The following is a 15917-nucleotide window of genomic DNA, read 5'->3' as shown; positions in this document are numbered from 1 at the left end:
GAGGGCGGCGCGTGAGTCTCGCCGCCTATGCGGTGCGTCGCCCCGTCGCGACGCTGTCCGCGATTCTGGCCGTCGTTCTACTGGGCTCGGTGTCGCTGAGTCGATTGCCGGTGTCGCTGCTGCCCGATGTGTCGCTGCCGGTGCTCACCATTCGCACGGTGTACACCGGCGCCGCCGCGCCCGAAGTGTCGCGCTTCGTGGCCGAGCCGATTGAAGAAGCGATCGGTGCCACGCCGGGGCTGACCGAACTGCGCAGTGTGAGTCGCAACAATGAAGTGACCACCACCGCGCGCTTCGAGTGGGGCACTGACATGCGCGCCACCGTGCTGTCGGTGCGTGAACGGCTCGACGCGGCGCGCAGTCAGCTACCGGAACGCGCCGATCGCCCCACGCTGCTCACCAGCGATCCGGGTGAACGCCCCATCGCGGTGCTGGCCATCAAGCAGTCAGCGTCGCAAGCGGCAAAAGCTTCGCGGGCACAAGGTGGTGGCGACCTGCGCAGCTTGGCGCGCACGGCCACCGAAGTGCACGCGCGACGTCTCGAGCAAATCGAAGGCGTATCGAGTGTAGCGGTGGTGGGGGCGCCCGACGATGAAGTCCGCGTAGAGCTCGATCCCGAGAAGCTGCGCGCTCTCGATCTCACGCCGGAAGATGTAGCAGCCGCGATCCGGGCCGAGAATGCCACCGGTGCCGGCGGCACCATTCGGAAAGGACAGTTCCGCTTCTCGGTGCGGGCGCTCACCGAGTTCCGGAACCCGTCGGAGATTCTCGACACGCCGATCGGACCCTTGGGCGCCGGCATCACGCTGCGCGATGTGGGCACGGTGTCGCTGGGGCTGGCCGATCCGCAAACGCTCACGCGTCTCGATGGTACGTCGGCCATCGGCATGGTGGTCTACAAAGACGCCGGCTCGAATACCGTAGCGGTGACGCGTCGCATGACCGACGCCATCGCGCAGCTGGAAAAGGAGTTCCCCGGCGTGTCGATGACCGTGGTGGCGGCGCAGGCCGACTTCGTGGTGGATGCGCTGTCGAATTTGGGGCAGGAAATCGTGGCTGGCGGGCTGCTGTCGCTGCTCGTGATCTTCGTGTTCCTGCGCAACTGGCGACTATCGCTCGCCATCGGAGTGACGGTGCCGTTGTCGGTGCTGATGGCGCTGGTGGCGCTGCAAGCCCTTGGTGTATCCATCAACGTGCTGAGTTTGGGTGGCCTCGCGTTGGGGACCGGCTTGTTGGTGGATACGGCGATTGTGGTGGCCGAGTCGGTGGGACGACGGCGCGAAGAAGGGATGTCGCTGTTGGAGGCGGCTGTCACCGGAACCGATGAAGTCGCGGCGCCGCTGTTCGCCGGCACACTCACCACGGTGTTGGTGTTCGGCCCCATCATCTTCGTGCGCGGCCTCGCGGCGGCGCTGTTTCGCGATTTGAGCTTGAGCGTGGTCACCACCGTGGCGGCGTCGCTGGTGTTGGCGCTCACGCTCATGCCGGTGATGATCGTTGGGCGGCGCAAGCTCGCGAACTCGGCGCCGGCGCCCATTGCGCCGCCGAAGGAGCCGTCGGCTGCCGCGCGCACGCTTGACGGCTGGGGGCGCACGCTCACCGCGTGGTACGAACAGGGCATGCGGTGGTCGCTGACGCATCCGCGATCGGTATTCGGCATGGCCGGCGCGTTGTTGGCGATCACGGTGGTACTGATCTACACGTTGCCGAAGGAGATTCTGCCGCGGGTGGACGAAGGCGTGCTGGTGGCGGCAGTTCAGCTGCCCGAAGGCACCAGCATTCAGGCCACGGCGGCGCAGGTCGCGCGTGTAGAGACTGCGGCACGGTCGCTTGGTGCCACGGGCATCTATGCTCGCGTGGGCAAGGCCACCGACGAAGAGATCCTGGCCGGTGCTGATCCGGGATCGAGTGCCACCGCGCAGCTCATCGTGCCGGTGCCGGCGAGCGCCGATGCCGCCCAGTTTGCGCAGCAGCTGCGGGCCAAGTTGCCGGATTTGGCCAAAGGTGCGCTGGCAATCGATCTGGCCGGGCAGTCGGAGTTCGGGTCGTTGATCGGCCGCGAAGGACGCCTGGTTCGCGTGGAGCTCTCGGCCCCCACGTTGGTGGAATCACAGCGATGGGCTGACACCGTGCGCCGAGCCATGCAAACGGTGCCCGCACTCACCGATGTGCGCGATGCGTTCGCCGCCACGCAGCCTATCGTGGAGGTGTCGCTGGAGCGTGCGCGCATGGCCGAGCGCAACATCGTACCGCAACAGGTGGCGAGTGCGCTGGCCGGCGCGTTGGGTGGTGTGAGTGCGAGCGAGCTGCGCGAAACCGACCGTCGCACGCCGATCATGGTACGCTATGCCGGTCTGCGCAACGAAGAGTTGGAGACCGCGCTCAAGACTCCGCTGCGCGGCGTACCGTTGGCGCAGTTGGTGCAAGTGCGAGAAACACGGGCGCCGTTGGAAGTGGTGCGCGTGGGGCAGCGCCCGGTCACCATCATTGAAGGGTTGGTGGAGAGCGGTGGCACGGCTAAGGCCACCACCGATGTGCAGTCGCGCATGGCGGCCCTCACGCTGCCGGCCGGGGTGTCGTGGCAAGTGGGTGGCGCCGACGCAGAGCGAGAGCGCACGAGCAATGAACTCACGCTGGTGGCGGTGCTGGCGGCGCTGCTCATGTTCCTGGTGTTGGCGGGCGAGTTTGCCAGCTTCACGATACCGCTGGTGGTCATGCTCACGGTGCCGTTGGCTGGTGCGGGCGCGGTGATCTTTCTGTGGCTCACCGGGCAGTCGCTCAACGCCGTGAGTTTGATCGGCATCGTGGTGATGATCGGCATGGCCGACAACGAAGCGGTGGTGAAACTCGATGCCATTCGCAAATTCCGCGAAGACGGATATGGCATAGACGAGGCGATCGTACGGGGCGGTGAACAACGCCTCCGCGCCATCGCGATGACGTCGATTACCACCGTGACCGGTGTGCTGCCGCTGGTGTTCGGTTGGGGCAGCGGTGGCGCGTTGTATCAGCCGCTGGCGGCTGGCATTATCGGTGGCAGTATCAGCGCGCTCTTGGTCACGTTTTTTTTGCTGCCCACCGCGTACGCGGTGCTCGAGCGGCGCACCGAACGCCGCGCGCTGCGTCGTGCTGAGCGCGCCGCATGATTCGCTTCGCGACCCACCGCCCGGCGGTGGTGTGGGCGATCTGCGTGGCCCTGCTCTTGGCCGGCGCGATCTCCTTCACGCGACTGCCGCTGGCCACGCGCACCACCGTGGAATTGCCGCGACTCAGCGTCTTCGCCAGCTGGCCCGGCGCGTCGCCGGAAGTGATCGAGACGTATCTCACGAGCCCGGTGGAAGCGGCCATTCAAGGCGTGCGCGGCGTACGGCGCGTATCCAGCAATTCGAACGACGACTACGCCAGTCTCACCGTGGAACTGGAGGAGCGCGCCGATGTGCAGATGGCGCGCCTGGCCATTCTCGAGCGACTCGAGCTGCTTCGCGCCGATTTGCCGCCCGGGGCGAGCGCGCCCACCGTGGCCAACTATGTGCCGGAAGGACTCGAAGAAGCGCCGCTGATGTCGCTGTCGGTGTTCGGACCGTACACGTCCGGCACGTTGCAGAAGTTGCTGGAAGAACGCGTAAGTCCGCGGTTGGGCAGCATTCCTGGTGTGGCCGGTGTAAGTGTGCGGGGCGGCACCGACATGGGGGTGTCGGTGTCGTACGATCCGGTCCAGCTGCGACGTATCGGTGTCTCGCCGCAGCGACTGTCGGAAGCCATTGCCGGTGCGCGCGTGGTACAGGCCCTGGGGGCGCTCGATCGCGGCAGTGATCCGGCCAATACCACTACACAGAACGTGGTCTTGCGCGACCAGCCGAAGGCGCTGGAAGATCTGCAGGCGCTGCCGGTACGTGGACCCGGAACGCGCGTGTTCAAGCTGGGGGAACTGGCCACGGTGCGGGCCGAAGAAGACGCCCGCGGCCGCTTCTTTCGCATTGATGGGGCCCCAGCGGTGGCGGTGGAGATTTCGCGGCATCCCGGCGCCGATGCCATCAAGACGGCGGCGGCACTGCGCGCGGCGATCAAGCAGCTCGAGCCCACCATGCCGGCGGCGGTGCGGCTGCGCATCAACAATGACGAAAGCGAAGACCTGAAAGAGGAGCTCGACGATCTGGCGCTGCGCAGTACGATCGCGTTCGGGTGCGTGCTGCTGGTGCTGGCGTTTACGCTGCGGCGCTGGCGCGCAGTGGCGGTGGTGATGGGGACTACGGCCGTCGCGATCGCGGCTACGGCGCTTTCGTTGTACCTGTTCAATATCCCGGCGAATCTGCTCACGCTGGCCGGGCTGGGCATGGGCGTCGGCATTCTGGTGCAGAATGGTCTCGTGGTGGTGGAGCGCTTGGGCACCGAGCCCGATACGCCCGACGGCCGCGCGCGCGCCACGCAGCGCATCATGCCAGCCATCATCGGGAGCACGCTCACGACGGCAGTGGTGCTCTTTCCGTTTCTGTATCTGCAAGGCGACACGCGGGCCGCGTTCGTGCCGTTCGCGGCGGCGTTCGTGTTCGCGCTGGGGTGGAGTGTATTCACCGCACTGCTCGTGGTGCCGGCCCTCGGGAAAGGCGTGGCCGCGCAGAATGCGTCGTGGCCACGATTGCGGCGACTGTACGCGCGCGTGCTCATGCGGCTGCTGCGGTGGCGTGCGGTCACCATGGTGAGCGCTGTGGCCGTGCTGGCGGTGCTCACCTGGGGCTTCATCAAGAAAGTGCCACGCTCATCGTTCGGTGGTTTCGGCGAACGACGCACGTCGTTAAGCGTGGGGCTGTCGTTCCCACGCGGATCCGATCCCGGTACGCTCGACCGTGGCATGGCGGAGTTCGAACGGCTGGTGGTGGGGCGCCCCGAGATCGAACAGGTGCGCGCCGCCGCGCGATCGGGCACGTCGGCGCAGATGTCGGTGCTGTTCACACGCAGCGGTGGCCTCACCGCGGTGCCACTCGAGCTGCAGGAGCTGCTCACGCAGCGCGCCGTATTGATCGGCGGCGCGAGTGTGAACGTGGTGGGTGACGGCCCGGGATTCTCGAGCGGTGGCGGCGGGTCGAGCTTCGCCACGTTTCGCATTCAGGTACGCGGCTACTCGTACGACGGTGTCGGGCGCGTGGCCGATGATCTCAAGTCGCGCCTCGAACGCATCACGCGCGTGCGCGAAGTGCGCATCACCAGCGGCGGCTACTTCGGCGGCGAGCGCGGCTATCAGGTCACGCTCGAACCCGATCGCGCCGCGCTCACGCGCTACGGATTGAACGCGTCGCTGCTGACCGGTGCCATCGCTCGTGAAGTGCGCGGGCCGGTAGGTCGACAGCTGCTCGAAATCGGCGGCGACGAACTGCCGGTCACGGTGAAGGCGGCCGGCGCGCGCGACCGCAGTCTCGAGGAATTGCAGGACGCCATCGTGCCCACGCTTACCGGCGCCCCGGTGCGCATCGGCGACGTGGCCATCGTAAGCGCGCGCGAAGCACTCAGTACGATCGTGCGCGAAGACCAGCAATATATCCGGCAAGTGTCGTACGATTTCCGCGGACCCGCCAAGCTGGCACGTCGTACGCACACGGCGTTCATGAAATCGCTGGCCGCTCCCGCGGGATACAGCATCATCGACCTCACCGACGGCTCGCCGTTCGATCGCGATGAAAGCGAGAAGGGCCTGTATCTCGTGTTCGCGATCGGCGTGGTGTTGGTGGTACTCGCCGTGGCGCTGGTGTTCGACTCGATGTGGGGCGCGGCACAGGTGTTCCTGTCACTGCCGCTCGCTATCGGCGGTGTCGTAGCCGCCTTCTGGCTGCTCAAGGCGGCGTTCACGCGCGAAGCCGCCGTGGGGGTAATTCTCGTGATCGGCCTGGCGGTGAATCAGGCGATCCTGCTGGCCGATGCGGCGCTCGAGAAGCGTCGGGCGTTGCATGCCGCCGGGCTCGATGCGCGCTTGCATGCGGGGCAGGTGCTGCACGCCGCGCTCGATCGCGCCGGCATGATTCTCATTGTCACGCTCGCCGCCATGGCATCGCTCATTCCGCTCTCGGTGGGCACCGACGCCACCCGCCTGTTCGGTGCAATCGCCCTCGCGACCGCCGGTGGAACCGTCGCGGGGACGTTGGGCGTAATGTTTGTGATGCCGGCGCTGCTGGTGGGGCGGCGCGTGCGGCGTACACGGGCCGTCGTGCCGGCCGCGAGTCCGTAGGTTCACGCGAAGTCCGCGAAGGGCCGCGAAGAGCGCGAAGAACAGCAACTACAAAGACTTTTCTTTTGCTGTTCTTCGCGCACCATCGCGGCCTTCGCGCCCTTCGCGTGAACTTACGATAGCTGGAATAGCCACCAAGCCCGGCTCCCGCACGTCCAATCCCCCCGCCACAAATCCAGCTGTGCGCGGTCGGCGTAGACACTTCACCATGCTGACTGCCGCCCTGTTCGCCGCCGCCCTCTCGCTTGCGACCCCGCAGCCCGCTCCGTCGCATGCCCCGTTCGACGCCCTGCTCAAGGCACATGTGCGCGGCGGGCTCGTCGACTACGACGCGTTCAAGCGGGCCCCGGAGTTCAAGGCCTACCTCGCCTCACTCGCGAAGACCGATCCGGCCTCGCTCAACAAAGCCGACGCCCTGGCCCTGTGGATCAACGCCTACAACGCGTACACCATCCAGCTCATCAATGTGCATGACGAGCGCGTGTCGATCCGGAACATCAACAAGAGCTTTGGCGTGGTGAAGGCGTATGGGCCGTGGAAGGAGAAACTCGCCGTGGTCGGCGGACGGGCCTACGGGCTGGATGAGATCGAGCAGGAGATCATTCGCAAGCGGTTCGCCGAACCGCGCATTCACTTCGCGCTCGTGTGCGCTGCCATGGGCTGCCCACCGCTCCGGAGCGAAGCGTATGCGGGCGCGACGCTCGACGCGCAGCTCGATGATCAGGCGCGTCAGTTCCTGCTGCACTCGCCCACCAAGAATCGGGTGGATGTGCCAGCCCGCGTGGCGTATCTCAGCCCGATCTTCGTGGAGTTCCGCGACTACATCAAGGACTTCGGCGGGTCGCAGGCGACCGTTGGTCGGTTCGTTGCGCGCTACTTCCCCGCTGGGGCCGAGCGCGAGCTGCTGAACAGCGGTCGCTTCACGGTGCGTGTCACTGACTACGACTGGTCGTTGAACATCATGCGGGCGTATACGTCGCCGCGCGGTTCATGAGCACGCAGTCGGGTTGGTCGGAGTTCGTGCAGATCGTGCGCGCGCCGGTTCGTGCCGAGGCGAAGCAGATGCTGGCCGAGAACTGGGCATCGTTGGCCCCCTCCATGCGCGTCCCGCAGCAAATGTTCGGGAGGCAGGGCAACGGGTGTGGTGCCACCATCGGTGCGATGCCTCGCTGCGATTTCGCCTGCCGCGGCTGCTATCTCAACGCCGGGGCCAACACGATTCCGGCGGCGAGCCTCGACGAAATCAAAGCGCAAATCCGCGCGCTGCGCCCCGTGCTCGGCCATGCCGGCAACCTGCAGCTCACCGACGGTGAAGTGACACTGCGCCCAGTCGACGAGATCGTCGAGCTGCTGAGGTACGCGCAGTCGCTCGGTCTCATCCCCATGCTCATGACACACGGCGACAGCTTCCGTCGTCGTCCGGGGTTGCTCGAAGACCTCATGGTCCGCGGCGGCCTTGTCGAAGTCTCGATTCACGTCGACACGACGCAGCGAGGCCGGCTGGGTGACCAGTGGCGGCGTGCCACGTCGGAATGGCAGCTCAACCCGTTGCGCGAAGAGTTCGCTGACATGATTCGGGCCGCGCAACGCACTACCGGGCTCCCCCTGCGCGCCGCGACCACGATGACCGTGACACGCGAGAATCTGCACGGCGTGGGGGATGTGATGCGCTGGCTCACGAAGCACAGCGATGCATTCCGCCTGATCAGTTTTCAACCGATCGCACAGGTCGGTCGGACCGAAGATGGTTTCGGTGGTGGTGTCGACGCCGAGTCGGTGTGGGAAGAGGTCGCTCGTGGCTTGCACGTGGATGGCGGGGCGCGGCGCATGAATGAGATGGGCGTCTGGTTCGGTCACGAGGCGTGCAACCGCATGGTGAACGGGGCGGTGTTGCACGATCCTGACGGGCGTCATCGCTTTCGCTCCATCCGCGATGCCGCGAATGCGACGGATGTGGCGATCGTTGACGGGTTTCTGGCGCGCTTCGGCGGCATCTCCTTCCGCCTCGACGGGCGCAAGCAGGCGCTCGCCCGCGCGGTGGGTCTCGTGCGCCACGCCCCCGGCTTCATGCTGCGTGCTGTACCGCGGTTCGCGCACCGTTGGCTGCAGCACATCGGCGGCGGCAATGCGTTGCGCGGGGCGGTCGGCCTCTTAGCCGGCCGGCGTCGACTCACCCCGCTCACCATCGTCAGTCATCACTTCATGAGTCGCGAGCAGATCGCGACGGCCGAGGGACAGGAGCGTCTCGCGCACTGTGTGTTCCGCGTCCCGGTGCGGGGAAAGATGCTGTCCATGTGTGAAGTCAATGCCCTCGGCTATCGCGAATCCTATTACGAAACGCTTCAGGCCGAGCGCTTGGCTGAACCTGTTCCGGCTTCACGCCGGGAGAAAGTGGCTATCTTTCAGTAATGACCACTATCGCGTTTCTCGGAACGGGGCTGCTTGGTAGCGGCTTCGTGGAAGCCGCCTGTCAACGCGGCGAGACGGTGACGGTATGGAACCGCACCATCGACAAAGCCCGCGCGCTCGAGTCGTTTGGCGCGATCGTTGCCGAAACACCGGCCGACGCCGTCCGTGGAGCGTCGCGGGTGCATCTGGTGCTCAAGGATGACGCCGTGGTGGACGACGTCGTCGCGCAGCTGCGAGCCGGACTGTCGCCTGACGCGATCATCGTCGATCACACCACCACGCAGCCGGCGCTCACCGCCGAGCGTGCCACACGTCTGAACGCCGAAGGGGTGCACTATCTGCACTGCCCCGTATTCATCGGACCGGCCGCGGCGCGACAGAGTCAGGGCATCATCCTCGCCGCCGGCCCCACCGCGTTGTACGACTCGGTGAAGGACGCCCTCGGCCATATGGCCGCGCGCGTGGAGTACTTCGGTGAGCGCAATGACCTCGCCGCGGCCTACAAGTTGATGGGCAACGCCTTCATCATCGGCATGGGCGCCCTGCTCAGCGACGTGTACAGCATTGCCAAGGGCAGCGACATCGCTCCAACCGATGCACTCAAGCTCCTCGAGTTCTTCAACCCCGGCAACATCCTGCAGGGGCGCGGTCGCACCATGGCCGCCGGCAAGTTCGACGCGAGCTTTGAGCTCACGATGGCGCGCAAGGACATCCGCCTGATGATGGAAACCGCCGGTGACCTGCCGTTGGCCGTGCTGCCGTCGCTCGCGACCCGCATGGATGCCGTGATCGCCGAAGGGTTCGGTGCCAGCGATTTTGCCGTCATCGCCAAGGACGCGATTCAGGGCACCGTCGCGTAGTTCGAGGAACCCAGGCAACCGCAGGCGGGGGGTGTGGTGACGAATTATCGTTCGTGACCTCCACCCCCCTCCGCCCATGCGCACTCCCTGCGTCATCGCGCTGTTGGCCGCAGCCGCCCTTCCCGTCGCCGCCCAGCAGCCCACCCGTACGCTGACGAAGCCGCTCGCCGAATACGGCGAACCCTTCTCGCAGATCGCCGCCGTTCGCGAGTTGAAGGACGGCCGGTTGCTCGTCGTCGATAGCCGCGACAAGCTCGTGCAGTTGATCAATCTCACGGCGAACCGTGCGACCAAGGTGGGTCGCGAGGGCTCGGGTCCCGGTGAGTACGGCATCCCCACGCAGCTGTTCGCCCTGCCTGGCGACAGCAGCGTGATTTTCGATCCGCTGAACCAGCGGTATCTCGTGGTGCACCCCGACGGCAAGCCCGGCGCGTCGTTCCGCGTGGGTGACGAGCCGTCGGCGCCGCCGCGCCCGCAACAAGGCCAGCGCCCCGAAGGCGGCGGACAGATGATGCGAATCGGAGGACTCGGGTTCGGCATGCCGCGCGCCGCTGACGCCCGGGGACGTCTGTATTTCGAAGGTGGCGGGATCTCGATGGGGCCGAACGGTCCTGTTACCGCCGACACCGCCCCCATCGTGCGGTATGATCGCACGACCAAGGTCGCGGATACGCTGGCCTGGGTGCACCTGCCCAAGAACAACGCCTCGGTGAAGTCCAGCGGCAGCGGTGGCAACCAGCGCATGGAGGTACGGATCGGTGGACGCACACCGTACCCCGCACGCGACGCCTGGACGGTGCTGCCCAATGGGACGGTCGTGATTGCCCGCGTGGGCGACTATCACCTCGATCTCGTGTCACCTACCCGTGCCGTCACGCGTGGCGCGTCCGTCGCGTTCACGCCGGTAAAGGTCGGGAACGCCGAGAAGCAGGAGTACAGCGATCAGTCGAAGAACGCGGGCGGGATCGCGATCATGCGTACCGAAGGTGGCCCCGGCGGCTCGCAGACGCGCGCCAGTACCGCGCCACCACCGTTCGAGGAGCCAGCCGAGTGGCCGTCAACCAAGCCACCCTTCAATTCGAACGGGATCTTCGCGACCCCCGCGGGAGAGATCTGGATCGCCCGCAATCGCGCGGCGTCCGATCCCATTCCCACGTATGATGTTTTCTCGGCGGCTGGAAAGCTCACGGGCAAGGTCGTCCTGCCCAGGCAGACCCGCGTGATCGGGTTCGGCGCCGGCGGCACGGTCTACACGATTCGGGTGGACGACGACGACCTGCAATACCTCCAGCGCTTCCGGGGCTGAGCGGGACCAGCTAATCTTCACCCGTTGTCGTTCTGAACCTTCGCGAGACTATCCATGCCGTTCTTTTCGTATCCCGCCAACGCCGATTGGCTCCTGCCGATCATCAAGCTGCCGTTGATGCTCATCTCGGCGATCTTCGGTCTGATCCGCGTGATCGGTCCGATTGGGCAGGTCGCGTTGGTCGCGATCATCATCGCGCTGTACGCCAGGAACATCATGGGTCCGGCTCGCCCGTAAGCGGTACGACGAACGGGTCAGGCATTCCGATCGAATGCTGAACCGATCACACAGAGACAAAGAGTGAAAGAGAAAAGGAGAACACCGGAGCCGGTCGCTCTGTGTTCTCCTTTTCTCCTTATCTCTGTGTGATCAGTTTATCTCTGTGCGATCAGTTCCGAGAAATCACCCAATCCTGCACACGGTACGAACGTTTTGGCGTATTCGGGGTGTCCAATCCAGTGTCCCCCATCACGCCATGACCGCCCTTCAAGACCAGATCCAGCGCCGACTCGGCGACGACTTCGCAATCGAGCGAGAACTCGGAGGCGGAGGGATGTCGCGCGTGTACGTGGCATACGACCGGCGTCTCGACCGGCGTGTGGTCATCAAGCTCCTGCGTCCCGAGCTATCGGCCGGCGTGAGCGTCGATCGGTTTCGGCGTGAGATTCTCACGGCGGCGGCGCTGCAGCACCCGCTGATTGTGCCGGTGCTCGACACCGGCGAGATCGACGGGCTGCCGTACTTCCTGATGCCGTTTGTGGAAGGGGAGTCGCTGCGCACACGGTTGCAGCGCGGGTCGCTCGGGGTGGTGGACACCGTGCGTATTCTGCGGGATGTGTCACGGGCGCTCACCGTCGCGCATGCGCGCGGCGTCGTGCACCGTGATATCAAGCCGGACAACGTGCTGCTCGCCAATGGAGCGGCCGTGGTGGCCGACTTCGGTGTGTCGAAGGCCTTCGCCGAAGCGCGTCACGGCGAGCGCGGCGATACCTCTGATGACGTTGCCGGTGGCCCACACACCACAGCGGGGGTTTCGCTAGGAACGCCCGCCTACATGGCGCCGGAGCAGGTGGCGGCCGATCCGGACGCGTCGTACCCGATGGACATTTACGCCGTCGGCGTGATGGCGTACGAGATGCTCGTCGGTGCGCCGCCGTTTGGCGGTCGATCGCCGCAGCAGGTGATGGCCGCGCACATTGCCGAGGAGCCGGTGCCGGTGCAGCGGCACCGGCCCGATATCCCGGCGGCGTTGGCGTCGTTGATCATGCAGTGTCTGGCCAAGGATCCCCTGCAGCGACCTTCCAGCGCGGCGGCGTTGGCGCAGGCGCTCGATGATCCGCAGGTGATCAGCGGCTCGTTCACGCCGATTCCCGACGACGGGTCCGGCCGCGACGCTATTCGTGCGCTCACCGGCGCGCGCGCATCGACACCGGTCGGCACGCCGTCGAAGCGTTGGCGTGCGCTGCTGGCTGGCGTGAGCGCGCTGCTGGTGGCGGCGCTGGCGTGGATTGCGGGTACGAACGACGGAGCCTCCGCGTCGAACGATGCCGGTGCGGTGCGACCGGCGATGACCGCGCTAGACACGACGCCAAGTGTGGCGGTTCTCCCGTTCGTGTACCTCAGTGCCGACTCATCGCAGGCCTTCGCCGCTCAGGCAATCGCCGACGCGATCACCGATGCGCTCTCGCGCGAGAAGGGTCTGCGCGTGAGCTCGCGCTCGGCGGCCGACGCCTTACAGAAGCGCATCGCCGCTGGCGATACCACCCGTCTCCCGGTGCGCACGCTGGTGGAAGGCGTCGTGGAAACCGAGGGAGACAAGTTCCGGCTCACCGTGCGACTGGTGAACGCCGCCGACGGGTTCACCCTGTATGCCGATCGACTGGAAGGCACGAAGGGCAATCTCTTTGCGATGGAAGACGAAGTCGCTGGCGCGATGCGGCAACTGTTGCGGTCACATTTCTCGCTGACTCCCACGGACAGCGGAGTACCGCGACCATCGTGACTGGGCGCGAGGGCGCGCCGCTGGGGCTCAACCGTGTGTTTCGTTCGTCAAATGATTGACAAGTTATTGCCTGAGGCCGAATCTAGTCGCGAGTCCGTTCCCGCGATTCGCGCGAGGCGCCCGGTCCATACCGATCTCGCCCAGCCGTTACACATCGCCTGCCTCCCTTCCCCGGCAGTGCGACGCGCTTCACCCCATTCCCCGTATGGAGGTCATGATGCGCTTCCGCCGTTACGTTGGCGGCCAAGCTTTCGCGGCGCTGGTCGCTGCGATTGCCATTGGCGGCTCGATGACGCCACTCCGCTCCGAGGCGCAAGGCGCGCTCGGCACGGTCCGTGGCACCGTTAGCAACAGTGGCACCGGTGCGCCGTTGGCGAACGTGCAGATCGCCATTCCCGGCACCACCTTGGGCGCGATCACGAACGCCAGTGGTACGTTCACGATCGCGTCGGTGCCCGCGGGTAACCAGGTGGCGCGGGCACGACTGATCGGCTATCAGCCGCTCGACAAGCCCGTTGTGGTGACAGCAGGAGCCACGACGACGGTCACCTTTGCCTTGACGGTCAGTGCGCTATCGCTCGACGAAATCGTGGTCACCGGCACCGGTGGTTCGGCGCGCAAGCGTGAAGTCGGCAACTCCATCGCGCAGGTCAAGGTGGCGGATCTCCCGGAGGTCCCCACGAATCTCTCGAATATGTTGTCGGGTCGGCTGGCCGGCGTCACGGTCGGCGGCGGCGTCGGCAACGCCGGCAGCGGCTCGGCGATCCGTCTTCGCGGCACCACCAGCGTGTCGCTCACGAATCAGCCGCTGATCTTCATCGACGGCGTGCGTACGCGCAGCGACGAGTATCCGCGCAACGGCATCTTCACCGGCACGACACAGCGCGGCGCGAACTCGAATTCCAGCCCGCTCAACGACATCAACCCCGAAGATATCGATCGCATCGAAATCGTGAAGGGCGCGGCCGCCGCCACACTGTACGGCACCGACGCCGCCGCGGGCGTGATCCAGATCTTCACCAAGCGCGGCGCTGGTGGTGCGGCCAAGTGGCAGGTGCGCTTCAATGGCGGTGTCAGCAGCCTGCAGAAGTTCGGCACCGACTCCGTACCCCTGATGTTCATGGATCCGTTCCTGCGCAACAGCGAAGGAACGGGCTGGATCCCGGGACTCGACAACTATGCCGCGCGCTATGGCACGGCCATTCAGGTGTCCGGTGGCAGCGGTGACAACCTGAAATACCTGCTCTCCACCAACGTTGAGAACGTGGATGGCGTGCTGCCGAACGACCGGGACCGCAAATATCAGGTGCGGGCAAATCTCGATTTCCAGCCCATGAAGAAGCTGGCGATGAACTGGAGCAGCGCTTACACCAACAATCTCATCGATCAAACGCCGGCCGGTAACAACGCGCAGGGTATCACGCTCAACGCCTTCCGTCGCGACCGTAATTATTTCGGGAGCGCCAACGCGGACACGATCCGCCTGGTGTTGCAGCAGAAACTGGCCACGAACATTGACCGCCTGATCATGGGCGTAACTAGCACGTTCACGCCGTTCACGCGCTTCTCGAGCCGCCTCACGGTTGGTTTTGATCGCGCGGCGCTGGAAAATCGTAACGTGCGCCCGTTCGGCTTCCCGGCGGCTCCCCTCGGTGTCATCCAGAATCAGCGCTGGTCGAACACGACGCTCAGCACCGACTGGGTGAACAACTATGATTTCAACCTTGGCGACGATTTGAAGATCACCGCCTCGGCGGGTACGCAGTATGTCAACTCGAATGTGGGCGATGTCGTTGCGCTCTCCGAGAACTTCGCGACGCCTTCCGACCCGACCGTACAGAGCGGCGCGATCAAGAACGCCGACGAGAATCGGCAGCGCGTCATCACCGGTGGCGCCTTCGGTACGGTGCTTATGGGATTCAAGGACCGCTACTTCGTGACGGTCGGCGGTCGACTCGACGGCAACAGCGCCTTTGGTAAAGACTTCGGCCTGCAGTTCTATCCGAAGATCAACGGTTCCTGGGTGCTCTCCGAAGAGTCCTTTTGGAAGGAGAAGTACGGCACGCTGAAGCTGCGCGGCGCCTTCGGTTCGGCCGGTCGCGCGCCCGGGGCCTTTGCCGCCGTGCGGACATACAGTCAGGTAGGCTGGGGTGCGTCGACGGCGGTACGGCCAAGCAACATCGGCAACGCCGATCTGGGCCCGGAGCGTACCACCGAGCTCGAACTTGGCTTCGATCAGACCTTGTTCAGCGGCCGTACATCGGTCGACTTCACCTACTTCAATGCCACCACGACCGACGCGCTGTTCAGCGTGCGCTCGGTGCCCAGCGAAGGGTTCCTCGCCAACACGTTGAAGAACGTGGGCGAAATGCAGAAGTCGGGCATCGAGCTCGCCGTCAACCACGACATCATCAATCGCGAGTCGTGGGGTTTGAAGGCTGGCATCAATCTCAGCACCAACGACAGCAAAGTGGTGAGTCTCGGTGGCGCACCGTCGTTCACCGTCGGCAACTCCGGCTGGGTGGTGGTGAACAAGCCGGCGCCTGTTGTGCGCGGCAAGCTCATTAAGAACTCCGATGCCCGTGGCGTCGCACCGGACACGCTGTCGAACTACGACTTCGGCCCGAGTCAGCCCACCAAGATCATCGGTGGCAACATCAACGTCCGCGGCTGGAAGAACATCAGCCTGTCGGTGCGCGGCGAGTATCAGGGCGGGCACTTCATCGAAGAGGGCGCGTCGTACAACGCCTTGTCGCGCTCAGTGCTGTGGCCGACCTGCTTCGACGCCTACGCCAACATTGCGGCGGGTAAGCCGATCACCGCCCGCGAAACGCTCACGTGCATTCCGGCAAACGTGCGCCCGGACATGTTCATCTTCAAGGCGGATTTCTTCCGTATCCGTGACATCTCGCTCACCGTGCCGCTGGGCAGACTCATTCCGCGCACGGCGAACAGCACCTTTGTGTTCTCGGCGCAGAATCTTTTCCGCAAGAACTACGGCATGCCGCTCTTCGATCCCGAAATGACGAACAACGACTCGTTCAACGCGGTCGTGCGTGGTATCAACGAGCAGATCCCAGCGCCCGCGATTTTCCAGATGTCGCTCCGCATCTCTTACTGAGG

The 15917-nt window shown here is 65.3% G+C and carries 9 protein-coding genes; all 9 read left to right on the top strand.

Features of this window, described 5'->3' with window-relative positions:
- Window positions 1–11: 11 nt before the first annotated feature.
- The 9 genes from RMP10_RS13730 (at window position 12) to RMP10_RS13690 (ending at window position 15915) form a co-directional block, all read left to right on the top strand.
- Window positions 12–3146 carry an efflux RND transporter permease subunit gene (locus RMP10_RS13730; RefSeq protein ID WP_310570793.1) on the top strand — a complete coding sequence of 1045 codons (3135 nt, stop codon included), beginning with the start codon at window positions 12–14 and terminating at the stop codon, window positions 3144–3146.
- Entirely contained in the window at window positions 3143–6217 is a 3075-nt protein-coding gene (locus RMP10_RS13725) for an efflux RND transporter permease subunit (protein ID WP_310570792.1), read from the top strand. The genes RMP10_RS13730 and RMP10_RS13725 overlap by 4 nt, the downstream gene beginning before the upstream one ends.
- A gap of 208 nt (window positions 6218–6425) precedes the next feature.
- Window positions 6426–7211: a DUF547 domain-containing protein gene (locus RMP10_RS13720; RefSeq protein WP_310570791.1), complete on the top strand. Its 786-nt coding sequence runs from the start codon at window positions 6426–6428 to the stop codon at window positions 7209–7211.
- Window positions 7208–8626, top strand: coding sequence for a radical SAM protein (locus RMP10_RS13715; RefSeq protein WP_310570790.1), 1419 nt, complete (start codon window positions 7208–7210; stop codon window positions 8624–8626). The genes RMP10_RS13720 and RMP10_RS13715 overlap by 4 nt, the downstream gene beginning before the upstream one ends.
- Window positions 8626–9486, top strand: coding sequence for an NAD(P)-binding domain-containing protein (locus RMP10_RS13710; protein WP_310570789.1), 861 nt, complete (start codon window positions 8626–8628; stop codon window positions 9484–9486). Before RMP10_RS13715 ends, RMP10_RS13710 begins: the two co-directional genes overlap by 1 nt.
- A 76-nt stretch (window positions 9487–9562) precedes the next feature.
- Window positions 9563–10792: a hypothetical protein gene (locus RMP10_RS13705; protein WP_310570788.1), complete on the top strand. Its 1230-nt coding sequence runs from the start codon at window positions 9563–9565 to the stop codon at window positions 10790–10792.
- Between the two features lie 54 nt (window positions 10793–10846).
- Window positions 10847–11029, top strand: a complete 183-nt coding sequence (locus RMP10_RS13700) for a hypothetical protein (RefSeq protein WP_309672943.1) — start codon at window positions 10847–10849, stop codon at window positions 11027–11029.
- Window positions 11030–11267: 238 nt separating this feature from the next.
- Window positions 11268–12794 carry a serine/threonine-protein kinase gene (locus RMP10_RS13695; protein ID WP_310570787.1) on the top strand — a complete coding sequence of 509 codons (1527 nt, stop codon included), beginning with the start codon at window positions 11268–11270 and terminating at the stop codon, window positions 12792–12794.
- A 214-nt stretch (window positions 12795–13008) separates the two neighbouring features.
- A complete protein-coding gene (locus tag RMP10_RS13690; protein WP_310570786.1) occupies window positions 13009–15915 on the top strand; it encodes a TonB-dependent receptor in 2907 nt (968 codons plus the stop codon).
- The last annotated feature ends 2 nt before the right edge of the window (window positions 15916–15917 follow it).

This window comes from Gemmatimonas sp. (assembly GCF_031426495.1).
Classification (GTDB): domain Bacteria; phylum Gemmatimonadota; class Gemmatimonadetes; order Gemmatimonadales; family Gemmatimonadaceae; genus Gemmatimonas.
Note: the sequence above shows the minus strand (reverse complement) of the source record. Positions and strands in the feature narration are given on the sequence as shown.